This is a genomic window from Sphingomonas sp. CFBP 13706, assembly GCF_014842355.1.
In the GTDB taxonomy this organism is placed as follows: domain Bacteria; phylum Pseudomonadota; class Alphaproteobacteria; order Sphingomonadales; family Sphingomonadaceae; genus Sphingomonas; species Sphingomonas aerolata.
The window spans coordinates 1-24,511 of the sequence record NZ_JACYVM010000007.1; the positions used below are offsets into that span (position 1 = coordinate 1).

The following is a 24,511-nucleotide window of genomic DNA, read 5'->3' on the forward strand; positions in this document are numbered from 1 at the left end:
CCGCCGACACTACTGCAAGCCCGACTTTTTCAACACAATCGCCCGTATGCTGCCAGCGCAGCAGGCCGCGCTTGTCGACGACCTTGTTCAGCGTCGACGTGCTCGCGGCGTTGATGCCCGTCGCGTTCTGCAGCCCGGATTCGTTGCGATATTTGCCCGACAGCTCGATCAGATCATTGTCGGTCGGCACGATATCGATCTTGCCGAAGTACAGGTCTTCCTTGAACCGCTGCGCGAAGGTACCGAAATCGTCCCGATATTGTTCGGGGATCGACGCGACCGGATAGCCGTTCTCGGGTCGCACGTCGTACGGGCTGGTGATGCGCTTGCCTTCATAGGTGAAGAAGAAGTGCGCCTTGTCCTTAATGATCGGGCCGCCCAGGGCCGCGCCGAACTGCTTGTTGCTCGTGTCCACCTTCGGAATCGTGGTCGGGAAAATCTCGCTCGGGCGACGGTCGCGGAGCTTCTGGTTGGTGTAGTCGAAGAAGCCCTCGCCGTGGAATTCGTTGGTGCCCGACTTGGTCACCGCGGTGATCGCGACCGAGCTGACCTGGTCGAACTCCGCCTTGTAGTTCGACGACAGCACCTGATACTCGCCGATGCCGAGCTGCGGGAAGGGGTTGCCGGGCGATGAATCCTGGCCGGTTATGCCGTTCTTGAGGACGTAATCCTTCTGGCTGACGCCATCGACGAAGACGTTGACGGTGCGGCTGTCCTGGCCGCCGCCCTGGATGCGCGACGCGCCGCTGGCGTCCTCGATGAAGCGGACGCCCGGTGCGAGATCGGCGAATGCAAGGAAGTTGCGGTTGTTCTGCGGCAGTTGCTCGATCAGGCGCTGCGTGATGTTGCTGCCGACCTGGCCGCCCGACAGCGAGCGGATCCGGTTGCCGGTGACGACGATCTCGTCGCCCGCGCCGCCTGCGGCCGGAGTCGCCCCGGTGTCCGCCGTCGGATCGGGTTCGGCACCGGGCGTTGTCGGCTGAGCGGCGGGGGGCGTCGCGGCGCTCGACAGGTCGAGGTCGAGCCCGGCGCTCTGCCCGACGCGCAGCGTGAAGCTGTCGGAATTGCGCGTGCCGGTGCGCTGCTTGATCTCGAGCCGATAGGTGCCCGCGCGCAGCGACGCGAAGTTGTAGCCGCCAGCGGCGTCGGCGGGCACCGTGCGGCGCAGGCCGGTCGCGACCTCGACCGCGGTGACCTCGACGACCGGATTGTCCGCCGGCGCGGTGATCGTGCCGCGTAGCGACGCCTGGCCGACCTGGGCGGCTGCCGGCGCGGGGGCGAACAGCACCCCGCCGGACAGCGCCGTCAGCGAAAGCGCTGCCGCACGCAACATCATCTTGGTCATGGTCGTTCCCCTGTTCCCGATTGATCGGGTGTCTCGTTGTGGATTGTGGATAGAAATGCGTTGGGTCGTGCCGGGTCGGGCTGGCCAGACGATTCCCGTATGACGACGACCGGGATGCGCTGCTCGGGCAGGCCATCGTCCTGCCCGGCAATCGCGCCTGCCAGCCGTGCGACGCCGCGCGCGCCGAAGGCCGCGATGTCGATGCTCGCGGTGGTCAGCGACGGCGTGATGAGCCGGGCGAGCGGGATGTCGTCGAAACCGGCGATCGCAATCTGCGCCGGAACGGCAATCCCGGCCCGTTTCAGCGTCATCATCGCGCCGATCGCCATCATGTCGTTCGCGGCGAAGATCGCGTCGGCGTCGCACCCCTCGTCGAGAAGGGTCGCGGCGGCGGCGATGCCCGAGGGTTCGTTGAAGTCCCCCGGCAGGATGCGCAGTGTGATGCCTGCACGCGCACAGGCGTCGCGCGCGCCGCGACAGCGTTCCTCGGCATCGATATTCCCCTCGGGGCCGGTGATATGGACCAGCCGACGACGACCGGTCGCGATCAGATGCTCGACGATCGCGGCGGCGCCGGCGGCGTTGTCGATGCGCAGTTCGGCGCGACCGGGCTGCCCCGGCGCACAGTTCAGCAGCACCGCGGGCATGTCGCGCGGCAGGTGCGCGAGCAGCTCGTCCGCCGCGACCTGAGGGGCCATCACCAGCAGCCCGTCGACCCGACCGCGCATCGCGTTCAGCGCCGCAACACCACGCGCCGCGTCGCCGTGCATCCTCATCAGCATCAGGTACAGCCCGCGCTCCGACGCCTCGCGGTCCATGCCGCGCAGCAGTTCGGAGAAGAATTCGCCATGGAGATCGGGGATCACCACGCCGATCATGCCAGAGCGGGCTGAGCTCAGGTGTCGCGCCGCGGCATGCGGGACATAGCCAAGCCGCGATGCGACCTCCTCGATATGCTTGCGCAATTCGGGGCGGACGCTGGCCAGCCCGTTCATTGCCCGCGACACGGTCGCTACCGACACCGCCGCCTCGCGGGCAATATCACGGATAGTGGCGTGCGACATGGCTGGTCAGGATCCCCTCTGGCGTCGGCCGTCGTTCGCGGCTGGAAATGTTGTTCTTGATGTAACCGGTTACATGATCCAGAAACGGGGATCAAGAACCTTGCAACGATCATCAGCCCGGTGGAGCCGGGCGGTCGAAGCAGGCACGGGCGAAGGGTTAGCGGATGACGGCGGCGACGATGGCACAACGGACGATTTCACGACGGGCGATGATCATGGGGGCCGGGGCGGTGACCGCCTGGGCGGCGAGCCCCGCGCGCGCGCTGCTGCAACAGCAAACGGCACAGGCGCGTGCCTTGCCTGCATCGGTCGAAGCCGTGCTTGCGCGCATGACTGTCGTCGAGAAGGCCGGGCAGTTGACGCTGATGGCGGCGGCCTGGGCGGGGGGGGCGGCGACCGCGCTCAACCCGGCGGGCGGGTCGTCGAGTTTCGACGAACAGCTCGCGCAGGTCCGCGCCGGGCGTCTGGGCGGGGTGTTCAACGGCAATGGCGCGGTTATGGCACAGCGGATGCAGACCGCTGCGATGCGCCAGTCGCGGTTGAAGATCCCGCTGCTGTTCGCCGCCGACGTGATTCACGGGCTGCGCACCGTGTTTCCGGTCCCGCTGGCAGAGGCGGCAAGCTTCGATCCCGACCTTGCGCGGCGCACCGCCCGGGCCGCGGGGGCCGAGGCGGCGGCATCGGGGATCGACTGGACGTTCGCGCCGATGGTCGATGTCGCGCGCGACGCGCGCTGGGGCCGTGGTGTCGAGGGGGCGGGCGAGGATGTCCTGCTCGGCCGGATGATGGCGGCCGCGCGGGTCGGCGGGTTCCAGGGCGAGCGGGGACTGGCGGCGTCGGACGCGGTCGCGGCCTGCGCCAAGCATTTCGCGGCTTATGGCGCGGGCGAAGCCGGGCTCGACTACAACACGGTGGACGTGTCCGAGCGTACGCTGCGCGAGGTGTATTTTCCGCCGTTCCAGTCGGCCTTCGACGCCGGCGCTGCGACGACGATGGCGGCGTTCAACGAGATTTCGGGCGTCCCGGCGACCGCGAATGCGTGGCTGCTGACGCAGATCCTGCGCCGCGAATGGGGCTTTGGCGGGCTGGTCGTGTCCGACTATACCGGCGACGAGGAATTGATCGCGCACGGTTTTGCGACGGATGCGCGCGAAGCGACCAAGCTCGCCTTCATGGCCGGCGTCGACATGAGCATGCAAAGCGGGTTCTACCTGGCGCATCTGCCGGCGCTCGTCGCGGCGGGCGAGGTGCCGATGGCGCGGCTCGACCAGGCGGTCCGCCGCGTCCTCGCGCTCAAGGTCGCGCTCGGATTGTTCGACGATCCGTTCCGGCGGATCGACCCGCGTCGCGAGAAGACGCGGATCCGGACGCGCGAGACGCTGGCGCTGGCCCGCGATGCGGGGGCGCGGTCGATCGTCCTGCTGAAGAATGAGGGCGCATTGCTGCCGCTGCCGCGACAGGGACGGCGGATCGCGCTGATCGGCCCGTTCGCGGCCGGGCAGCACGACCTGATCGGTCCGTGGAACGTGTACGGCACCGACGCCGAAGCGGTCGATCTGGCGACCGGTATCCGGGCCGCAGTGGCCGATCCGGCGCAGGTCAGCGTGACGCCAGGGTCGGGGATCGACGATCCGCTCCCCGGCGGGATTGCCGCAGCCGTGGCCGCCGCACGCGCTGCCGATGTCGTCCTGCTGGCGGTCGGCGAGAGCCAGCGCATGTCGGGCGAGGCGCAGTCGCGGGCGTCGATCGTGATCCCCGCCGCGCAGATGGCACTGGCCGAGGCGGTGGCAGCGACCGGCACGCCGATCGTCGTGCTGCTGCGTACCGGCCGTGCACTGGTGCTCAGCGACGCGGTGCTCAAGGCGCCGGCGATCCTCGTCACCTGGTTTCTGGGGTCGCAGGACGGGCCGGCGATCGCCGACATCGTGTTCGGCAAGACTGGGCCGTCGGCGCGGCTGCCCGTTTCCTTCCCGCATGCCACGGGGCAGGAGCCCTATCATTATGATCACAAGAACACCGGGCGGCCCAACCCGCCGGGCCCGCTGCTCGAATACAAGGCGCGCTACCGCGAATTCGCCAATGCCGCGCTGTTCCCGTTCGGTCATGGCCTGACCTATGGCGCGATCGACTATGAGTCGATCGATCTCGGCGCTGCGCAGCTGTCGACCGATGGCGCGCTGACGGTGCGCGCGACGATCGGCAATAGCGGCACGCGCGCCGCCGAAGAGGTCGTGCAGCTCTATATCCGCGATCTCGCGGCCAGCGTGACGCGTCCGGTGCGCGAACTCAAAGCGTTTCGCCGTGTCGCGCTGAAACCGGGCGAGCGGCAGGTCGTGTCGTTCACGCTGCGTCGCGACGACCTGCTCTTCATCGGCCGGGATCTCGTGCCGACGGTCGAGCCGGGCCGCTTCCATTTGTGGATCGCGCCGTCCGCGCAGGCGGAGGGTGTATCCGGGGAGTTCCAGCTCGTCTGACGATCGTCGATGCGGTGAGGCCGCCCCTTGTGCGGGCGCGCGTGATCGGGAAAGGCGATGCGGGTGAAGCGGGTCGATCAGCATGGTGGTTCCCCGGCGGCGGCGGGACGCCTGCGCGCGCTGCTGATGCTGGCGCTGATGCTCGTCGCCGTTGCGGCATTCCGCATCCACACGGCGCAGTATTCGCTCTGGTATGACGAGCTGGCGTCGCTCGAATTCGCCCGCCAGCCCGTGGGGCGGCTGTGGAGCAGCTGGATGCTGCGCGAGACGAACCCGCCACTGTTCTACACGATGCTGTCGGGCTGGATCGCGCTGGTCGGCCAGGATGATGTCGCGGTGCGGCTCTTGCCGATCGGGATCGGGACGGCGGGGATCGGTGCGGCCTATGGGCTAGGGCGAGCGGTCGGGGATGCGAAGGTCGGGCTGCTCGCCGCCGCGCTGCTGTCTCTGTCCGCGCTGGGCACGGATCTGAGCCAACAGGTGCGCGGCTATGCGCTCGCGCAACTGGCGGTGCTGCTCGCCTGCACTGGCATGGTGCTCTATCTGCGTCGGCGGACGTCGGGTGGACTGTGCCTCTACGGCCTTGCGACGCTTATCGGCCTGTACACGCATACGACGCTCGCGCTGTTTGCCGGGTTGGCGGGGGTGACGATGCTCTGGCTGCTGCGGGGTGACCGGCGGGCACAGGCGCGGTGGCTGGCGACGAACGTCGCGGTGCTGGCCGGCTGGGGGTGGTGGGCGATGATCAGCGTCCGCCAGATGACGATGCCCGTGACCAATATCGCGTGGATCGCTACGCCGTCATGGCGCGACGCAGTCGCGATGACGGCACAGGTCTACCTGCCGCTCTATGCCGACCAGCCGGGGCTGGCGGGCACCCTGTTGCTAGCGGGGGTGTTCGCGGGGCTGGCGGGCACCCTGTTGCTAGCGGGGGTGTTCGCGGGGCTGGCGGTGTGCGCGGTTCGCGCGGCGCGGCCCGAGATACGGCTGCTCGCCGTCCTGACGATCGGCGCACCGGTACTGCTGTTCGCGATCAGCCAGCGCGTGCCGATATTCCTGCCACGCACGCTGAGCTGGGCCAGCGGGCCCGAGCTCGTGCTTCTCGCGTTGGGCGTAACGCGGATCCCGTCGACGTTCGTGGCGCGCGCAGCCGGCATCCTGCTGCTCGGTCTGAGCGCGGTCGGTCTGGCGAACTGGCTCCCCAACCGCGAACGGGACCATTGGGACCAGGCTGCGGCGTTGATCGAACGCCATCGGCCTTCGCTCGTGATCGTCGGTGACGATGCGGTCGCGCTGGCGCTTGACCATTATCGTACGAACGACGGGCAAAGCGGACCGCAGCCGATCGTCATGCAGTCCGTCGATCGCGAGCGCTGGGCCGATGGGCTGTACGCGGGACCGCATCTATCGGCACGGGCCGTGCGTGACCGGCTGCGCCGTGCGCCGTGCGCGGTCGTGGTCGGGTGGGGACCCTTCCGCTCGCCGATGCTCGACGATCCATCGGTCACCGTCGAGCCGCTGACACACGACAGCGCCCCGTCGGTCGCGCTGATCCGGTTGAAGGGGGTGCCCGGCGTCTGTCGCGCATGACGCGAAGACGCTGCACCAGTTCCGCGCAATGCCGCCACGCGCGATCAGGCGTTGCGCCTTGCCCGGATCAGCGCCGACGTTTGACCAGAATCGCGCGCTCGCCGGTGATCGACGCCTTGAACCCGCCAAAGCCTGCCTGCCGGATGGTGATGGCGGTACCCGGCCGGGGCTGCAGCGAGAGCGGCTCGATCGTTTCCCAGACCATGCCGTTCGCCAGTTGCAGCGCGAACCGCGCATAGCTCGCCGGCTTTGCCGTGGTGATCGTGGTCTGCACCTCCGTAACGCGTGTGACGCGATCCGCCTCACCGCCGCCGAGCGGGCTCTGACCGGCATCGGCGAGGCCGAATTGCTGGCGTTTGCGCTCGATAACCTTGCCACGGTCGAGCGCAAGCAGGTCGCCTGCCTGGCGCGCGCGCGCAATCTGCCCGGCGGTCGTGTCGAAGCAGGCAAGCCGGGCTGCATCGGCCGTTATGTCCCGGCACGCGGCCAGCGCATCCAATGTCTTCGAAGAGTCTTCTCTGGCCTGCGCGCCGACAGCCGGGGCGATCGGCAGGGCGCCGACGAGCAGCGCTGACAGGGTAACAGAGATGGCCGACAACATTCGCATATGATCGCCTTATGAGCTTTGGCTTGGCAGAACCCAGCCTCGAGTTTCACCATACGACACTATGTTGCGGTTATGTCACGGTGATGTCGCAAACGAAATGAGAAAAGGTCCGAATCGACGATAATTGTTGCAGCGCAATGGCGTGGCTGGATAGATCGTGACCAGAACCGGAAAATCCGGAGAAAATGCACGGTGCATTCACCGGCGACAAAGGGGTATTTATGACATCTGCTGCTCGCGCCCATTTGCTTGCGACCACGTTGCTGATGGGGGCGACGACGTTCGCCACGCCAGCCTTCGCACAGGTCCAAGGTGACAATTCAGGGATCCGCGCCGGCGGCGCGACCGCGACTCAGTCGACCACGCCGGGCGCCAACGCCCAGGGCGAAGTTGGCATGACGACGTCGGAAGCCGCGCCGAGCACGGAGAACAGCCAGGGTGACATCGTCGTTACCGGCTCGCTGATCAAGAACCCCGCACTGATCGCCTCGTCGCCAGTGACCGTCATCGGCCAGGAGGAAATCAAGCTTCGCCAGTCGAACACCGCCGAAGACATTCTGCGCACGCTGCCCGGTGCGACGCCGAGCATCGGTTCGGCCGTCAACAACGGCAATGGCGGCGCGTCCTATGTCGATCTTCGCGGCCTCGGCTCGTTCCGCAACGTCGTCCTGCTCGACGGCAACCGCATCGCACCATCGGGTCTGCTCGGTCGCGTCGATCTCAACAACATCCCGCTCGCACTGGTCGAGCGGGTCGACACGCTGACCGGCGGCGCCGCCACCACCTACGGCGCGGACGCCGTGTCGGGCGTCGTCAACTTCATCACGCGGTCGGACTTCTCGGGCATCGACGCTTCGGTCTCGAACCAGATCACCGAGCGTGGCGATGGCGCGTATTTCCGCGGCGACATCACGATCGGCGCCAATTTCGACGATGGCCGCGGTAACGCGGTCTTCTCGGTCGGCTACCAGCAGTCGGATCCCGTCTATCAGGGCGAGCGCGACTATTCGGTGCAGAATTACGACTCGTTCTCGGGCGCGAGCAGCGGCTCGGGCACGACGGTCCCATCGGTCTTCACGCTTGGCGGTCGTCGCCAGATCAACCCGGCCACGGGTTCGCTGACGACGGCGGTCATTCCGTTCAACTTCAACCCGTACAACATCTTCCAGACGCCGTTCGAGCGATTCAACATGTATGGCGCCGGCCATTACGAAGTGTCGGACAGCGTCGAGATCTATACGCGCGGCCTGTTCTCGAAGAACACCGTCGACACGATCATCGCGCCGTCGGGCGTGTTCAACTCGTCGATCGTCGTGCCGTTGTCGAACCCCTATCTGCCGGCTGGTGCGCGAAACCAGTTCTGCGCCGCCGCCAGCATCACGCAGGCGCAGTGCGACCTTGCCGCAACCGCGACCAGCCCGACCGTCACCGTGGGCGGCGTGACGACGGCAAACCCGAACTTCCGCACGATCACGACAAACCTGTCGCGCCGGACGACCGAGGTCGGGCCGCGCATCTCGAACTTCCAGACGACGATCTTCGATTATCGTGCCGGCGTGAAGGTCGGGCTGACCGAGGGTATCAAGCTCGACGTCTCGGGCGGTTACGGGGAATCGGAGAATACGCAGACGCTGCAGGGCTATGTCCTGACGTCGCGCGTACGGTCCGCGGTCTATGCGACCAATACCACGAGCTGCCTTGGCGGTGCGCCCGGCGGTGCGGCGATCGACGCGGGAACCGGCTGCGTTCCGCTCAACGTCTTCGGTGCCGACGGTTCGATCACCCCCGATATGACCTCGTATATCACGGGTGAGAGCACGACGACCGTTCGTACCTCGCTGGCGCAGGCCCGCGCGGTCCTCAACGGTGATTTCGGCTTTGCCTCGCCGTTCGCGAGCGACTCGATCGGTTTCGCGGCCGGTGCGGAGTATCGCAAGTACCGTGCGTCGCAGCGTTCGGATACGCTGGCACAGACCGCTGGCGAACTCGGTGGCGCCGGTGGCGCCGCGCCGAACATCGACGGTGGCTATGAAGTCAGCGAAGGCTTTGGCGAGCTCATCGCACCGCTCGTCCAGGATCGTCCGTTCTTCCAGAGCCTGACGCTCGAAGCGGGCGTCCGCTACTCGCACTACAAGGTCTTCGCGGCCAACTCGCCCTCGTATAACACGACCACCTACAAGGGCGGCGGCAGCTGGGAGCCTGTCACGGGCCTGAAGGTTCGCGGCAGCTATCAGCGTGCAGTCCGCGCACCGACGATCAGCGAGCTGTTCTCGCCGGTGAATACGGGTCTGACCAACCTGGCGACCGATCGTTGCGCCGGTGCAGCGCCGGTCAACGATGCCAATCTGCGCGCCGTCTGCCTTGCGCAGGGCGCACCGGCCTCGACCATCGGCCTCATTGCGGTTCCGACTGCGGGTCAGGCGAACATCACGTCCGGCGGTAACCTCGACCTGCGTCCGGAAAAGTCGGACAGCTACACGCTCGGCCTCGTCATCCAGCCGCAGCAGATCATTCCCGGCCTTTCGATCAACGTCGATTACTACAACATCAAGATCAAGGGCGCGATTTCGCAGTTCGCGCCGGGCGATATCATCTCCAACTGCTTCGACACCATCACCGCGGCGAGCGCCACCAGCCCGGCCTGCCTCGCAATTTCGCGTAACCCGGTCACGGGCGGGCTCGATGGCGATCCGGCAACGACGCGCGGCCTGCTCGCTGCGATCTCGAACCTCGGCACCGTCAAGACCGATGGTATCGATCTTGCTATCAACTATCGCACGCCGCTGACCCAGGGCGTCAAGCTGGGCCTGTCGTTCCAGGGCAACTGGTCAAACTCCGCGACCTTCCAGGCCGCGCCGGGCCTCATCAATCGTGAGTGCATCGGCTATTATTCGGTCAATTGCGGCGGCGCGGCCAGCGCCGCGGCGGGGGGCTCGGGCTCGATCCAGCCCGAATTCACCTGGAACACCCGTGCGACGTTCACCTTCGTCGACAATATCGACGTGTCGGTGCTGTGGCGTCACATCGATAACGTCCAGCAGGAGCCGGACGATGTCGTCAACGGCAACGGGGCGGCGTTCAGCGGTACGCTCACCGGTGGCGCTCTTGCCGGCCAGTCTGCGGATTTCACGCGGATCCCGTCCTACGACTATATCGACCTGTCGACGCGGATCGGCATTGCCGAGAATTTCGACCTGACCGTCACGGTCCAGAATCTGTTCGACAAGCAGCCGCCGCTCGTTGGGTCCACGGTGGGTTCGACCAGCTTCAACAGCGGCAACACCTATCCGTCGACGTATGACGCACTGGGCCGCCGCTTTGCGATCGGTGCGAACCTGCATTTCTAGGGTCAGGCCATCTCGGTCTTGAATGGGGCGGTTCTTCGGAACCGCCCCTTTTTTTGTTCGGGCTCGACCGCGAAACTATCGGCTGCGCGTGGTGGTGGGACGAGCGCCTAGCCCAGCAGGGGCGCCGGGGGATCAAGCGCGACGCCGGCGGTGCGTGCGACCGCCTCTGCCCAGATGACCACCTTGTCGATCTCGTCGGCGTGGAGTGCCGCGCCGGTCTCGTGCTCGCGTGCCCTGTCCGCCGCGCCATAGGTCTTGCCGTCCTTGGCATTGCGCGCAAAGGCAGGGCCGTCGAGCAGCGCCTGCACGGTCGCCGGATCGTCGGGCAGTGTATAGAATCGTGCCAGGGCCGTCACCGCGGCGAAGGGGTTCGCGAGCAGGGTTTCGCTCTGCAACGTTCTGACGCGGTCCGGAAAGCGGGCCACCAAGCCAGCGAACAGATCGGCCTGCGCGATCCACCCTACCGCCGCCGCCTGCAGATCGGTCAGCCTAAAGATGTCCTCGGGCGTGAGGCCCAGATCGACGATGCCGTCGGCGAGCTGTTTGGCGAGAAGCTCGCGCACCCAAAGCCGGCCCCACATGCCCTTTCGTGCGATCGACGTCAGATAGATGCGCAACGGCGCGTAGAGCAGCACGGCGCGGGCCTGTGGCCGCATCGCCAGCATCGCAGGCGCGAGGGCGTTGACGACGTTCGACGGCTTGATCACCACCGCCTCGCCGGGTCCGAAGGCGCGGCCAAGCAGTCTCAGCGTCGCGTCGAGGACCTCACCGACGCGCGCGGGATGACCGCCGCGGTGGCGCCAGCCGACGAGATCGTTGAGGATTACCGGCTCTTTCAACGCGGTGGCGAAGCCCGGCATGTCGAGTGCCTGCGCCAGCATCGTCGAACAGCAATAGGCCGAGTGGAAAATGAAATGAACCGGTGCAGCGGGCGGGGCGGCCGCGACGGCGTCGCGTCGTGGCACCACGATCGGCGTGGCCGACGACGGCAGATACTCGTCGGTGAGGAAGGTCGCCACGCCACGCTGCGCCCGGTCCGCCGCGATGAAATGCACCGCATCATGGTCGGGATCGTAACGATGGGCCAGCCAGCACGGATCGCCGATCTGTGCGCCGACGGACGTGGCGGATTCCCGGGCGGGGGCGGGCGGGCGGGTCGGACGGGTCATGGCATCGGGATCGCATATCATGGTCCCGGCCGCCACCGGTCTTGGTACGTCCGAATCGGCCAAAATCTCGTTGCGAAACTGAAAGGACCCGTCATGATGCGTACCGGCAATGCATTGCGGAGCGGCATGATGATGCGGACGACATGGTGTGGATCGGCGGTCCGATCGGGTCTTGCCGCGGCGTCGCTGATCGTGGCGGCGCCGTCCGCGTTCACTGTGGCAGCGGCCGGCGCAACGATGGCGCAGCGCGATGAGGCACCACCGGCCGCGACGCCGCCGGCCGAGCGTCGGATCTGCAAGCGATCGGCGCCGTCGGGATCGCTGATCGAGACGCGATGCGAATGCCATACGCGCGCGGAATGGGACCAGATCGCGCAGGCGGGACGTGCCGCGGGACAGGATATGGTCGAACGTGCCGCACGCAGCGGTGCGCAATAACGGCGCCCCGGTGATGCGCCAGCAGCCGGGGCCGTCGCTCGAGATGCTCTTGCAAGCCGCCGAGACCGCGCAGCGTGCCGGCGACGGTGCGCGGGCCTGCGCCGTCTTTCACGACGTGCTCGGCATTGCGCCCGAGCATCCTGTTGCGCTCAACGCGCTGGGCCTCGACGCGTTGGCGCGGGGCGATGGTATGGCGGTCGGCTATTTCGCGCGCGCGACGACAGCTGACCCTGCCGCGTCGTCGCTGTGGATGAACCTGGCGAGCGCCTATCGCGGGCTCGGCGACAGCGTGGGGGAACAGACCGCGCTCGAACGCGCACTTGCGCTCGACCAGCGCAATCTGATGGCGAACGTCCGGCTGGCCGAACTCCAGGACCGCGTCGGTAACACTGCGGCGGCGGCGTTTCGCTGGGGTGGGGTGGCCACGATCGTTCAGTCGCTCCCCGAGCGGTCGCCGGCGTTGAGCCAGCTCCTCGTCCGTGCCTCTGATAGGATCGCGCAGCATACACGTGCGCTGTCCGATGCCATCGATACGGCGCTTGCACCGTTGCGGGAGGATGCGGCCGCGGACGACCGACGTCGCATCGACGTCTGTATCGATGCGATGCTCGGTCGTCGGGCGATCCATGCGCCGGTACCCCATGGGCTGCATTTTCCATTCCTGCCCGCGGACGAATTCTTCCCGCGGCGGCATTTTCCCTGGCTGGCCGCGTTCGAAGCGGCCACGCCGGCGATCCGCGCAGAGCTGGAAAACCTTCTTGCCGATGGGGCACCGGGCTTCGCGCCCTATGTCGCGATGACGCCGGGCACGCCGCCGAACCGGTGGACCTCGCTCGACGGGTCGGATCTGTGGTGCGCCCGATATCTGTGGCGGTATGGCGTGCGCGACGATGCGGTGTGCACGCGGTGCCCGCAAACCGCGGCGATGCTGGAGACGCTGCCGTTGGCGGACATTCCCGGCCGCGGGCCGTCCGCCTTCTTCTCGGTCCTCAAGCCCGGCACGCGGCTGCCGCCGCATACGGGGGTCAGCAATATCCGGTCCGTCGTGCATCTCCCCCTGATCGTTCCCGACCGATGCGGCTTTCGGGTCGGTGGCGAGACCCGAGCGTGGCGCGTCGGTGAGGCGTTCGTGTTTGACGACACGATCGAGCATGAGGCGTGGAACGACAGCGACGAGATTCGCGCCGTCCTGATCGTCGACGTCTGGAACCCGCATCTTACCGCGAGCGAAATCGCGATGATGCGGCGGATGTTCGGGACGCTCGGCGCGCAGCTGGGCATGGCGGGCGACGTGGTGGATTGAGCTTGCCCGCGCGAGGCTGCGGTGGTGAAATACTGGCTGGGAGACGAAACTATGCGGACGATGCTGTCATGGGCAAGCCGGGGGTCGTGGGTCATCACGCTCGTCGGGGGTATGGTCGGCCTATCAGCCGTTGGGGCGCAAATCGCACCCGTCTCCACTGCATCTGCAGACGATCCCGCGCTGCAGGCGCTCCGGGAAAAGAATGCACGGGTTCAGCTCGCCAACTATCCGCGCGGGGCGCTGCGTCGCGGCGAGCAGGGAACCGTCGGGATCAGCGTCACCGTCGATCGGCAGGGGCGGTTGCGCGAATGTGCGGTTTCGAAGAGCAGCGGCTTTGCGTCACTCGACGAGGCGACGTGCGACTTCCTGTTCTCGCATGCGCAGATTGCGGCCTATGTCGCACCGGGCGGCGGCGGGCCGACGACCCGGCAGGAGGGGCAAGTCGTGTGGACGCTGCCTGCGGGTGTCCGACCCACGACCGCATCAGCAACCGCGGGGCCCTTGCCGGAGAAGAAGATCTGTCGTGCGCAGGCGAGGACGGGCTCGCTGGTCGCGAGCCAGCGCATCTGCCTGACCAAGGCGGAATGGCGACGCCAGTATGAACTGGCGCAGGACGAAACCCGCGAGATGCATACCCGCGCGATGCCGGGCGACTGATCGACACGCCGCCCGCGCTTAGCCCGTATCGACGACGGGACCCTGATACCGGTCGATCGCGGCGAATATGTCGGTCAGCGCGTCGCGTTCGGTTGCGGTCAGTTCGGGACGCCAGACTTCGAACAGCAGGACGATCCGGGTCTGCGTCCCCCGGTTCCACGCCTCGTGCTCGAAAGAATCGTCGAATATCAGCATCCTGCCGTCGCGCCACGGGCGCGTCTCGGACCCGACGCGCAGCGCGCATCCGTCGGGCGCGATCAGGGGTAGGTGGCAGATCAGCCGCGTGTTGAGCATGCCGTGATGCGGGCGGATATGCGTGCCGGGGGTCAGCCGCGAGAAGATCGCCATCGGCGACCGGCCGGGAATGACGGGGATCGGCGCCAGCGATAGCGCGGCCATCGTGTTCGGGCACATCGTCGCATTGGGCTCGACCGGCACGCCACCACGCCAGAGGTGAAAGGCGCCCCAGCCCGGATCGTCGAGCAGCGGGTTCGCGGGCGGTGGTCGACCGGCCATCGTCTGCACATAGGGTGCAAAGCCCTGTCCGGCCGCGAGCACCGCGTCGAGTTCGGCGCGGATCGCGCCGGTCGCCGCTTCGATCGGGGCGACCCAGGCGAACTCGTCGCGTTCGAAATAGGCACGCTGCGCCAGACCCGGGAAATAGAACATCGAGGGTTGCTGCAGATAGAGCTCGCTCCGGCCGAGCAGCAGGTCGAGCGCGTGGCGGATCCGGGGACCCGCCGCGCGGGGCATGTCCTTGAGAGCCGCGTCGAGATGCGCCGAGAAGCGGCCGGCGACTTCGGTCAGGAAGGTCTCGCCTGCCCGAAGCAGGGGGACGAGCGCGGGGGCGATGGTCGCACCCGGCTGGGACGCGACCGACAGCGCGGTACGATAGAAGGACTCCGCCGCACGATCGTCCCCACGACGACGCTTGAGCGCTGCCATCGTCAGCAGCGCGCCGAGATGCCGGGGCTCGGTCGCGAGGAAGCGGACGAGCGCGTCGTCGGCCTCGTCGTCGCGCCCGAGCGCCTGCGCCGCCTGCGCGATCAGAAACCAGGGCGCGGGCATGCCCGGTGCGCCGTCGCGCAACAGCGACAATTTTTCATAGGCGACAGCGGCGTCGCCGTTGCGCAGCGCGGTCATGCCCTCACGGGCGAGCAAGTCGGCCTGTGGCCGGGTCAGGTGCATGACGCAGGCTAGCCTGGCAATGAACCGGATACAGCTAAAAACGTCCGGATCGGACCCGCCCGTCTTTCAACCCGATCGTGCCGGTTCAGCGTGTCCAGAGATCGGTGGCGAGCCGGTCGAGATAATCCGCGGCGCTGGCGGCGGCGGTGGGGGTGTGGAGGCTTGCGAGTGCGGCGGGGTCGAGCGCCTTGGCGGCGTCCAGCAGGCCGCGCCATGGGGGCGATGCGCCGGGCCAGCTTGGCACCAGGATCGCTGCGCCGAGTTCGGCCAGGCGTTCGGCCTTGCGCATCTGTTCGTCGAAATAGCGCCATTCGGGCGCGCAGACATAGGGGCGGCCGACCCGCGCGATTTCGTGGACGATGGTATCGCCACTGGAGGCGACGACGACGTCGGCCGCGGCGATGTGCGCGGTGATCGTCGAGACCCAGCCGCGTAGGTGGAGATTGCCGAAATCGGTCTCATGGCCTTCGCGCTGAACGGGGCCGAGCACTAGCCAGTCGGTCTTTGGCAGTGCGCGCGCGGCCATGGTCAGCGGCGCATAGGGCGTGCCTGCGCCGCCGCCGCCGGTCAGCACGACGACGATCTCGCGGTCGGGGGAGAGGCCGAGCATCGCCCGCGCCTCCGTCTTGCCCGGCACGACGTCCCGCGCGGTGCACAGCCCGCCCGCATAATGGGTCATGGCGCGAATCCAGTCAGGGGTCTCGGGCTGTTCGAGCGCTTCGTCGAAGGGCGCGAGCAGGCCGACACAGGCGCGATAGCCGGCGAGATGCGCGGCATCGCCGCGGTTGCCGTGCATCCGGATCCCGATCGCGGGGACGCTGGCGATGCGGGCCAGCAGCGCGATCTCGGCGGAGACGTCGACCACGAACAGCGCGGGATCGACCGTGTCGAGATGGTCGAGGATCGTCCGCATCGTCGCGCGGATCGCCGCGTCGCCGATCGGTGCGCGGTGGAGGATGTCGGGGGTCGGCTGCGCCGCGAGCGCCGGCGGGGGGCTGTCACTGGCCGCGCCCTCGTCGGGCAGGGGCACCAGCGTGACGGCGCGCGCGAACCCGTCGAACAATGCGGGCCGCGCGGTCAGGATCGTGACGGCGCGGCCGGCGGGCAACGCGTCGATGATCGCCATCGCGCGATTGGCATGGCCGCGGCCCTGATGGCCGACATAGAAGGTGATCGGTTGAGGCATTATCGGGGGATACCCGCTCTGCAGCGTGAAATCCCCTGGGAAATCCCCCGGGAAATCGACGGTGGCCCCGTCGCCGCAAGCCGCCTAGTCTGTGCCGCATGAGCGATGATGACAGGTCCGAACCGACCAAGCTGACGCGGTCGAAGCAACGCTGGGCAAGCGAGGGCAAGTTCCTGACGGGAGCGACGGACCGCGCGGAGGGCGACCGCCTGCCACCGGGGCAGCATCTGGTCCGCGACTGGCCGGTGCTCGATCTCGGCAAGCAGCCCGATATCGCGCGCGAGCGGTGGCGGCTGACGATCGACGGGATGGTCGAGCGGCCGGTGACGCTCGACTGGGCGGGGTTCATGGCGTTGCCGCAGACCGCGGTGCGGTCGGACATTCACTGCGTCACGACCTGGTCGCGCTACGACAATGACTGGTCGGGTGTGACGACGCGCGATCTGCTCGACCATGTCGGCCCGGGGGATGCGGCGGCGTTCCTGACGCTGCACGGCTATGACGGCTACACCACCAATGTCCCACTGGCCGATTTCGCCGCGGCGGACGCGCTGCTCGTCCACAGCTGGCAGGACAAGCCGCTGACCCGCGAGCATGGCGGCCCGGTCCGCCTCGTCATCCCGCATCTCTATTTCTGGAAAAGCGCGAAGTGGATTTCGCGGATTGAATTCCTTGGCGCGGACAAGCCGGGCTTCTGGGAGGTCAATGGCTATCACCGGCGCGGCGACCCCTGGGCCGAGGAACGCTACAGCGAGGACTAGAGCAGGGTCGCGCACGCCTCCTCGATCGCGGCATAGATCGCGTCGAGGTCGGGCTCGTCGATGCAATAGGGCGGCATGACGTAGACGGTGTTGCCGAGCGGTCGCAGCAACAGGTCGTGTGCGGTGAAGAAGCGCAGCAGTTTCGGGCCGAGATCCGACAGATAGCCGCGATCGCCGACCTGCAGGTCGACCGCGGCGATCGTGCCGATGCGGCGCGGGTTGGTCACGCCGGGCAGGCGGGCGATGCGGGCGAGCTGCGCCGCCTGTCGTGCACCGAGCGTCGCGATCCTGTCGTGCACCGGCTCGTCGCGCCAGATCGCGAGGTTCGCGTTGGCGGCGGCGCAGGCGATCGGGTTGGCGGTATAGCTCGAGGAGTGGAAGAACATGCGCGCGCGATCGTCGGACACATGCGCGTCGAAGATCTCCGCGGTCGCCATCGTCACCGCGAGCGGGACCGCGCCGCCGGTCAAGCCCTTGGACAGGCAGAGGATGTCGGGCACGACGCCGGCCTGTTCGCAGGCCAGCAGCGTGCCGGTACGGCCCCAGCCGGTCATCACCTCGTCGGCGATGAACAGCACGGCGTGACGGGCGCAGATCGCGCGCATCTCGGCGAGCACGCGCGGCGGATAGATCAGCATGCCGCCCGCGCCGAGCACGAGCGGTTCGGCGATGAACGCGGCGGGCGCGGCGCGGCATGCCGCCTCGAGCGCGTCGAGCGTGGCCTGTTCGGCGCCGGGGTGCGGGAAGGGGATGGTGCCGACGTCGAACAGCAGCGGCGCATAGGCGCGGTTGTAGACGCCGCGTTCACCGACCGACATCGTCCCGATCGTGTCGCCGTGATAGCTGTGTTCGAGCACCAGGATCCGGTCGCGCGGTTCGTCGCGGTTGCGCCAGTAACCGAGCGCCATCTTCAGCGCGACCTCGACCGCGGTCGAGCCGGAATCGGAGAAGAAGACGTGGCGCAGCGCCTCGGGCATGATCGCGACGAGGCCGTGCGCGAGCGTTTCGGCGGGTTCGTGCGTCCAGCCGGCGAAGATGATCTGGTCCATCCGCCCCGCCTCCTCGGCGATCGCGGCCATGATCCGGGGATGGCGGTGGCCATGCGTCGTCACCCACCAGGACGAGATCGCATCGACGATCCGCCGCCCGTCGCTAGTGTGGAGCGCCGCCCCCTCGGTCCGGACGATGCGGGGGATCGGGTCGCCCAGACCATGCTGGGTGAAGGGATGCCAGATCGGCGACGTCATCGGAAATCCTCGAGCCGGAAACTGGCGGCGAAGGCGGCACTGAGCGTGGCGGCGTCGAGCCGGGGGAGCATCGGCAGCCGGCCGAGATGCCGCACGTCGCCCAGCCGGACGATCGCCGCCTCGCTGTGCGGGACCGCGTCGCCGACGAACGCGACGCCGAGGATCGGCACGTCGCGGCGGCGCAGCGCCTCGATCGACAACAGGCTGTGGTTGATCGTGCCGAGCGCGGTGCGCGCGACGATCACGACGGGCAGCCGCCACTGCGCGAACAGGTCGGCAAAGACGCGGGTGTCGGTCAGCGGCACCATCACCCCGCCCGCCCCCTCGATCACCAGCGGGCCGGGCAGCGCGGGAGGGACGAGCCGGTCGAGGTCGATCGTCACGCCGTCGAGCGTCGCCGCGCGGTCGGGCGAGCAGGGCGTGGTCAGCCGATAGGCCTCGGGCAGGATCCGCTTGCGCGCGAGGCCGGACAGCGCGGCGACGCGCGACGCATCGCTGCCGCCGTCGAGCCCGGCCTGGACCGGTTTCCAATAGCTTGCGTCGAGCGCGCCCGCGAGCGCGGCGGCAAAGACGGTCTTGCCGACATCGGTGTCGGTGCCGGTAACGACGAGGCGGGTCATGACAGGGCCTTTTGCAACGCGTCGCCGAGCCCCGCAATCTGGGGTGCGGTGACGTTGAGCGTGAGCGAGATCCGCAGGCGCGACGTGCCCTTGGGCACGGTCGGCGGGCGGATCCCGCGAACGTCGAACCCTGCCGCCTGGACCGCCGCCGCGACGCGCATCGTCGTCGCATCGTCGCCGAGCACGAGCGGCAGGATCTGCGATCCGGTCGGCACGACGCCGTACGGTGCGAGCACGGTTTCGGCGGTGGCGATGAGCGCGCGCAGGGCGGTGCGGCGTTCGGGTTCGTCGGCGAGGATCTGGAGGCTCGCGCGCGCGGCGCTCGCCATCAGCGGCGAGGGTGCGGTCGAGAAGATGAACGCGCGGGCCCGGTTGACGAGGAAGTCGCGGACCACGTCGGGGCCGCAGACCAGCGCGCCCTCGCACCCCATCGCCTTGCCGCAGGTGCGTAAGGTAACGATGTCGGGCCGTCCCTCCAGATGCCCGGCGAGGCCGCGGCCATCGTCGCCGAACACGCCGGTGGCATGCGCCTCGTCGATCAGCACGACGCCGTCATGCGCCTCGGCGAGCGCGACGAGCGCGTCGAGCGGCGCGCGGTCGCCGTCCATGCTGTAGAGGCTTTCGACCGCGATCCAGGGCCGGCCGGTGCCGCCCGCCCGGCGCCACTGCGCGATCGCATCGGCAAAGGCGGTGACGTCGTTATGCGCCGCCGAGACACATGCCGCGCGACCGAGCCGCATCCCCTCATGCGCGCTCGCATGGATCAGCGCGTCGTGGACGACAAGGTCGCCGGTCTGCGGCAGCGTCGCGAACAGCGCGGCGTTGGCGGCGTACCCGGTCGAGAAGTACAACCCCGCCTCCGCCCCGAAGAACGCCGCCGCTTCGGCTTCGAGCAGGATATGTTCGGGATCATTGCCGCGGAGCAGCCGCGATCCGCCCGAACCGACCGCGACGCCGCGCGCCAGCGCGGCCGCGACGCCCGCGGCGATCCGCCCGCTCTGGCCGAGCGCGAGATAATCATTGGATGCGAAATCAACCCCTTGCCGCGCGATCAGCGCGCGGCGGCGCGTTGCCGTGGCAAGTGCGGAGAGGTCGCGATGATGCTGATCGAACGCGGACATCGCGGCAGCCTCTAGCGACAACGCCGCGCCAGCGCGAGCCGATTGGCCGAAACACCCCGTCATAAAGAGGGATCGTTCGGTCGGATCGGGCATTTCTCTCCTATGGTATAGCAGGATCGGCTTGGCTAACCACGATTGCATTCTCCATTCCGGTTGAAGGTACCCTGCCCATGAAGCGCAAGACGCTGACCCAGTTCCTGATCGAACAGCAACGCGAGGCCGGCACGCTGCAGCCGCAGCTGCGCCTGCTGATCGAGGTCGTCGCGCGGTCGTGCAAGGCGATCAGCCATGCGATCGGCAAGGGGGCGCTGGGCGGCGTGCTCGGCAGCCTCGAGAGCGAGAATGTCCAGGGCGAGGTGCAGAAGAAGCTCGACGTGATCGCGAACGAGATGCTGCTCGAGGCGAACGAGTGGGGCGGGCATCTGGCGGCGATGGCGTCGGAGGAGATGGAGACGATCCACCTCGTCCCCAATCGCTATCCCAAGGGTGAATATCTGCTGCTATTCGATCCGATCGACGGGTCGAGCAACATCGACGTCGACCTGTCGGTCGGCACGATCTTTTCGGTGCTGCGCGCGGCCGAGACCGCGTCGGGCGCCGATGTGTCCGAGCAGGACTTCCTCCAGGCGGGGCAGACCCAGGTCGCGGCGGGCTATGCGGTCTATGGTCCGCAGACGATCCTGGTGCTGACGGTCGGCGCGGGGGTGCACGAGTTCACGCTCGACCGCGAGATCGGGTCGTGGGTGATGACCGACACGAATATCCGCATGCCCGGCGGCAAGCGCGAATTCGCGATCAACACGTCGAATGCGCGGCAATGGTCGCCCGAGGTAACGCGGTTCATCGACGAGCGGATCGCGGGCAAGGACGGGCCGATCGGCACCGATTATAACATGCGCTGGACCGGATCGATGGTCGCCGACGCGCACCGCATCCTCAAGCGCGGCGGCGTGTTCCTGTACCCGCGCGACGTCCGCCAGCCGGGCAAGGTCGGCAAGCTGCGGCTGATGTACGAGGGCAATCCGATGGCGATGCTGATGGAGCAGGCCGGTGGCGCCGCCACCGATGGCGAGCAGCGCATCCTGTCGATCGAGCCGAGCAGCCTGCACCAGCGGATCGGCCTGATCATGGGCGATCCGGCAGAAGTCGAAGCGATAACCACCGCCTATCGGGAGTAGCGCGCATCGTCACCCGCCGGCGGTCGGGGGTTGGGGCATGACGGACGAGGGCGCGCGTTGAAAAGGGGAGAAATTCGATGGAAGTCACCTCACAAAGACTCGCCGAACAGCGTGACGATCGGACGTCGTGGCGACGCCTGATCGACGATCATGACCGTATCGCCGAACGCTGCGCCGACCTTGTCGCGCTGTTGCAGCGGCGCGGGCATAATTGCGCGGCGGCGTCGCGCAAACTGCTCGAGCTCGCGGTGCTGGTCGCGGATCATCTGGGCGTCGAGGACGAGGTGATCGACCTGACCGCGATCGCGACCGAGGCGGACTATTCGCCCGAGACGGTCGCGGTCATGGCCGCCGAACTCGACGCGCTGCGGCGCGAATGGCGGGTGTTCATCGCGCACTGGCTGCCGACGATCGAGCCTGCGGACTGGTATGAGTTCCGCGGCGAGGCCGAAGCGATGCTCGCGCGGCTGACGCATCAGGTGCAGCGCGAAAGCGCGCTGTTGTATGACGATGCCCTGCGCGCGGGGGTGATCGCGACCGGGCCGGTCGACCTGCAATAATCGCAGCGACAGGGTTCTTAACCCGGCGGCGATACCAAGGGCCATGATGCGCGTCCTGACCCTGTCCACGCTGTTTCCCGATGCGAGCCGGCCCAATTTCGGTGTCTTCGTCGAGCGGCAGACGCTGGGGCTCGCGGCGCATCCGGGCGTCGATCTGCGCGTCGTCGCACCGATCGGCCTGCCGCCCGGGCCGCTGCGCCTGATGCCGCGTTTCGCGCCGCTCGCGCAGCTACCGCTCCAGGAGACGTGGCGCGGGGTGGGCGTGCAGCGGCCGCGGTTCACGACGATCCCTGCGACCGGGGGGCGGTGGCATGCCGCGGCGCTCACCCGCGCGCTGATCCCGGTGCTCGACGCCTTGCGGCCAGATTTTCCATTCGATGTCATTGATGCATCGTTCTTTTTCCCCGACGGCGTCGCCGCGGTCGCGCTCGGGCGACGCTATGGCGTGCCCGTGTCGATCAAGGCGCGCGGGGCGGATATCCATCACTGGGGTCGCGCGGCGGGCACGCGCGCGCAGATCCGGCGTGCGGGCCGCGCGGCGGACGGGCTGCTCGCGGTCAGCGCGGCGATGCGGGCGGACATGATCGCGATGGGGATGCCGGGGGCGCGAATCCGGGTGCATCATACCGGGGTCGACCAGGCGCGGTTCCGCCCGATCGACGCGGCGGCGCGTGCGGCCGAGGCGGCGCGGCTGGGCGTGACGGGGCCGCTGGTGCTGTCGGTCGGGGCGCTGATCCCGCGCAAGGGGCATGACGTGGTGATCGAGGCGGTCGCGCGCCTGCCGGGCGTTTCGCTGAGGATCGCGGGCGAGGGGGGGGACCGGGCGCGGCTGGAGGCGCTGATCCGCGCGCTGGGCGTGGGGGAAAGGGTCCGGCTGCTCGGGAGCGTCGCGCATGAGGCGATTCCGCGGCTGGTCGCGACTGCCGACGTTATGGCGCTCGCCTCGGCGTCCGAAGGGCTGGCGAATGCGTGGGTCGAGGCGCTCGCCTGCGGGACGCCGATCGTGATCACCGATGCGGGCGGTGCGGGCGAGGTGGTCACGTCGGACGAGGCGGGCCGGATCGTGCCGCGCGATGCGGCGGCGTTCGGTGCGGCGATTGCCGGGATCCTGGCGGCACCGCCGGCGAGGGAGGCGACGCGGCGTGTCGCGGCGCGCTTTACCTGGGAGGCCAACAGCGCCGCGCTGTTCGCGCATCTGGCCGGGCTGGTCGGGGGCGGGGCCTAGCGCGCCCGACCAAGCGCCTGAAAAGCCTCAGCCTTCGAGCGGGTAGAGCGCGGCGGCGATCCAGCGGCCTTCGCCACGGAGCACGGCCCAGGCGCGCGCGGCGGCGCGGCTGTCCATCGCCTCGATCCCGACGCCCTGCGCCTCGACCGCGCGGCGGAAGGCGGCGGCGGGCTGGCGCAACTGCGATCCGGTGCCGAGCAGCAGGAATTCGGGTCTGGGCGACAGCGCGAGGACGCTGGCGACATCGTCCGCGCCCAGTGTCTCGAACGGCGGCGGGGTCCAGCCGTCGGCGCGCGACGGGGTGATCAGCAGCGCGGTGTAATAGCCGTCGTCGACCCGGAACCCGCCGTGACCGATCGCCGAGATCATCGGCCCGTCGGTCTTTTCCTTGTCCATCCTCACGTGCTTGTCCTCACGTGCTTGTCCTCACGCGCCGGGCCCGCCGCGCATCAGCGGCCGGCCTTCGGACCCACGCGCTCGGCGTCGTCGCGGTCGCCCTTGCGGCCCTCGGGCTCGGCGCGCAGGCCGAGCGTGATGAGCAGCGACGACGACACGTAGATCGACGAATAGGTGCCGACGACGATGCCGAGGATCATCGCTGCGGTGAAGCCGCGCAGCACATGGCCGCCGAGCACCAGCATCGCGGTCAGCGCGAGCAGGATCGTGACCGAGGTCATGACGGTACGCGGCAGCGTCTCGTTCACCGACAGATCGATGATCTCGCGCATGTCCATCTTGCGATAGCGGCGCATATTCTCGCGGATACGGTCGTCGATGACGATCTTGTCGTTGATCGAATAGGACACGATCGTCAGCACCGCGGCGACGATGTTGAGGTCGAATTCGAACTGCGTCAGCGCGAAGAAACCGAGCGTCATCAACAGGTCGTGGACGATCGCGACGACGGTCGACACGCCGAACTGCCATTCGAAGCGGACCACCGCGAACAGGCCGATGCCGAGGATGGCGAGCCCGACCGCGAGCAGCCCCTTGCTGATCAGCTCGTCCGAGACCTTGCCCGAGATCGTGTCGTATTTCGAGAAGGTCGCGCCGGGGAACTTGACCGCCAGATCGTCGGCAACCTTCTTGACGAGTGCGTTGGTCGCACCCTCGTCGGTGCTCTCGGGGATCGGCAGACGGATCGACAGCACGGTCGGATCGGCGAAGGACTGGATCGAGGCTTCGCCGACGCCGAGGCGATCAACCTCGGTGCGGACCGCGTCGATCGACGGCGGGGTTGCGAACCGCTCCTCGATCAGGACGCCGCCGACAAAGTCGACGCCCATGTTCAGGCCCTTGGCGAAGACCAGCCCGACGGCGGCGAGCGACAGGAGGATGGTCAGCCCGAACGCCCATTTGCGGAGCGAGACGAACTTTAGGTTGGTGTTGTCGGGTACGAGTTTCAGCAGGCGCATGATGATGTCTCCCGCC

21 protein-coding genes are annotated in these 24,511 nt (G+C 68.1%); 10 read left to right on the plus strand and 11 right to left on the minus strand.

Annotated elements, in window-relative coordinates:
- Positions 1–1,345: TonB-dependent receptor (locus IFS44_RS13635; protein WP_244650314.1), on the minus strand; the 1,345-nt coding region annotated here is incomplete at its 3' end.
- Positions 1,342–2,409: a LacI family DNA-binding transcriptional regulator gene (locus tag IFS44_RS13640; RefSeq protein ID WP_192098849.1), complete on the minus strand. Its 1,068-nt coding sequence runs from the start codon at positions 2,407–2,409 to the stop codon at positions 1,342–1,344. The genes IFS44_RS13640 and IFS44_RS13635, both read right to left, overlap by 4 nt.
- A 164-nt stretch (positions 2,410–2,573) precedes the next feature.
- Between IFS44_RS13640 and IFS44_RS13645 the strand changes: the two genes are divergently transcribed.
- Together IFS44_RS13645 and IFS44_RS13650 are read left to right on the plus strand one after the other, a co-directional pair.
- Positions 2,574–4,883 (plus strand): glycoside hydrolase family 3 N-terminal domain-containing protein, encoded by a 2,310-nt coding sequence (locus tag IFS44_RS13645; RefSeq protein ID WP_446740859.1) that lies wholly within the window; start codon positions 2,574–2,576, stop codon positions 4,881–4,883.
- 63 nt (positions 4,884–4,946) lie between these two features.
- Positions 4,947–6,473, plus strand: coding sequence for a glycosyltransferase family 39 protein (locus tag IFS44_RS13650; protein ID WP_192098850.1), 1,527 nt, complete (start codon positions 4,947–4,949; stop codon positions 6,471–6,473).
- A 67-nt stretch (positions 6,474–6,540) separates the two neighbouring features.
- Here IFS44_RS13650 and IFS44_RS13655 read toward each other — a convergent pair whose 3' ends face one another.
- On the minus strand, positions 6,541–7,074 hold the full coding sequence (locus IFS44_RS13655; protein WP_192098851.1) for a hypothetical protein: 534 nt from the start codon (positions 7,072–7,074) through the stop codon (positions 6,541–6,543).
- A gap of 227 nt (positions 7,075–7,301) precedes the next feature.
- Here IFS44_RS13655 and IFS44_RS13660 point away from each other — a divergent pair, with 227 nt between their 5' ends.
- Positions 7,302–10,427, plus strand: coding sequence for a TonB-dependent receptor domain-containing protein (locus tag IFS44_RS13660; protein ID WP_056680710.1), 3,126 nt, complete (start codon positions 7,302–7,304; stop codon positions 10,425–10,427).
- 107 nt (positions 10,428–10,534) lie between these two features.
- On the opposite strand, the gene IFS44_RS13665 is transcribed toward IFS44_RS13660, so the two are convergent.
- The gene (locus tag IFS44_RS13665; protein ID WP_244650315.1) at positions 10,535–11,596 is read right to left on the minus strand and encodes a hypothetical protein; all 1,062 of its coding nucleotides are present in this window, start codon (positions 11,594–11,596) and stop codon (positions 10,535–10,537) included.
- 93 nt (positions 11,597–11,689) lie between these two features.
- Here IFS44_RS13665 and IFS44_RS13670 point away from each other — a divergent pair, with 93 nt between their 5' ends.
- The 3 genes from IFS44_RS13670 to IFS44_RS13680 are packed head-to-tail and all read left to right on the plus strand — an operon-like array spanning position 11,690 to position 13,994.
- On the plus strand, positions 11,690–12,034 hold the full coding sequence (locus tag IFS44_RS13670; RefSeq protein WP_192098852.1) for a hypothetical protein: 345 nt from the start codon (positions 11,690–11,692) through the stop codon (positions 12,032–12,034).
- Complete coding sequence (locus tag IFS44_RS13675; protein ID WP_342366425.1) at positions 12,009–13,337, plus strand: aspartyl/asparaginyl beta-hydroxylase domain-containing protein; 1,329 nt, start codon at positions 12,009–12,011, stop codon at positions 13,335–13,337. Before IFS44_RS13670 ends, IFS44_RS13675 begins: the two co-directional genes overlap by 26 nt.
- A gap of 51 nt (positions 13,338–13,388) precedes the next feature.
- Positions 13,389–13,994, plus strand: coding sequence for an energy transducer TonB (locus IFS44_RS13680; RefSeq protein WP_081877503.1), 606 nt, complete (start codon positions 13,389–13,391; stop codon positions 13,992–13,994).
- An 18-nt stretch (positions 13,995–14,012) separates the two neighbouring features.
- Here the strand turns inward: IFS44_RS13680 and IFS44_RS13685 are convergent, their stop codons facing one another.
- Positions 14,013–15,182: an aspartyl/asparaginyl beta-hydroxylase domain-containing protein gene (locus IFS44_RS13685; protein WP_244650316.1), complete on the minus strand. Its 1,170-nt coding sequence runs from the start codon at positions 15,180–15,182 to the stop codon at positions 14,013–14,015.
- Between the two features lie 85 nt (positions 15,183–15,267).
- Positions 15,268–16,368, minus strand: a complete 1,101-nt coding sequence (locus IFS44_RS13690; protein WP_192098853.1) for a glycosyl transferase — start codon at positions 16,366–16,368, stop codon at positions 15,268–15,270.
- A gap of 98 nt (positions 16,369–16,466) precedes the next feature.
- Between IFS44_RS13690 and IFS44_RS13695 the strand changes: the two genes are divergently transcribed.
- Positions 16,467–17,129 carry a sulfite oxidase-like oxidoreductase gene (locus IFS44_RS13695; RefSeq protein ID WP_192098854.1) on the plus strand — a complete coding sequence of 221 codons (663 nt, stop codon included), beginning with the start codon at positions 16,467–16,469 and terminating at the stop codon, positions 17,127–17,129.
- Here the strand turns inward: IFS44_RS13695 and IFS44_RS13700 are convergent.
- From IFS44_RS13700 to IFS44_RS13710, 3 genes are read right to left on the minus strand one after another with little or no spacing between them, the layout of a single operon-like run.
- A complete protein-coding gene (locus tag IFS44_RS13700) occupies positions 17,126–18,376 on the minus strand; it encodes an adenosylmethionine--8-amino-7-oxononanoate transaminase (protein WP_192098855.1) in 1,251 nt (416 codons plus the stop codon). The two genes, IFS44_RS13695 and IFS44_RS13700, sit on opposite strands and share 4 nt — an antisense overlap.
- Positions 18,373–18,996 (minus strand): dethiobiotin synthase, encoded by a 624-nt coding sequence (gene bioD / locus IFS44_RS13705; RefSeq protein WP_192098856.1) that lies wholly within the window; start codon positions 18,994–18,996, stop codon positions 18,373–18,375. Before bioD ends, IFS44_RS13700 begins: the two co-directional genes overlap by 4 nt.
- Positions 18,993–20,117: an 8-amino-7-oxononanoate synthase gene (locus IFS44_RS13710; protein WP_192098857.1), complete on the minus strand. Its 1,125-nt coding sequence runs from the start codon at positions 20,115–20,117 to the stop codon at positions 18,993–18,995. The genes bioD and IFS44_RS13710 overlap by 4 nt, the downstream gene beginning before the upstream one ends.
- Positions 20,118–20,287: 170 nt before the next feature.
- Here IFS44_RS13710 and IFS44_RS13715 point away from each other — a divergent pair, with 170 nt between their 5' ends.
- The 3 genes from IFS44_RS13715 (at position 20,288) to IFS44_RS13725 (ending at position 23,080) form a co-directional block, all read left to right on the plus strand.
- Positions 20,288–21,295: a class 1 fructose-bisphosphatase gene (locus IFS44_RS13715; RefSeq protein ID WP_031395046.1), complete on the plus strand. Its 1,008-nt coding sequence runs from the start codon at positions 20,288–20,290 to the stop codon at positions 21,293–21,295.
- Positions 21,296–21,372: 77 nt separating this feature from the next.
- Positions 21,373–21,855 (plus strand): hemerythrin domain-containing protein, encoded by a 483-nt coding sequence (locus tag IFS44_RS13720; RefSeq protein ID WP_056409029.1) that lies wholly within the window; start codon positions 21,373–21,375, stop codon positions 21,853–21,855.
- Between the two features lie 43 nt (positions 21,856–21,898).
- Positions 21,899–23,080, plus strand: coding sequence for a glycosyltransferase (locus IFS44_RS13725; protein ID WP_192098858.1), 1,182 nt, complete (start codon positions 21,899–21,901; stop codon positions 23,078–23,080).
- 27 nt (positions 23,081–23,107) lie between these two features.
- On the opposite strand, the gene IFS44_RS13730 is transcribed toward IFS44_RS13725, so the two are convergent.
- Together IFS44_RS13730 and secF are read right to left on the minus strand one after the other, a co-directional pair.
- Positions 23,108–23,476 carry an Mth938-like domain-containing protein gene (locus IFS44_RS13730; protein WP_082447040.1) on the minus strand — a complete coding sequence of 123 codons (369 nt, stop codon included), beginning with the start codon at positions 23,474–23,476 and terminating at the stop codon, positions 23,108–23,110.
- Between the two features lie 53 nt (positions 23,477–23,529).
- Complete coding sequence (secF, locus tag IFS44_RS13735) at positions 23,530–24,495, minus strand: protein translocase subunit SecF (protein WP_031441217.1); 966 nt, start codon at positions 24,493–24,495, stop codon at positions 23,530–23,532.
- Between the last annotated feature and the right edge of the window lie 16 nt (positions 24,496–24,511).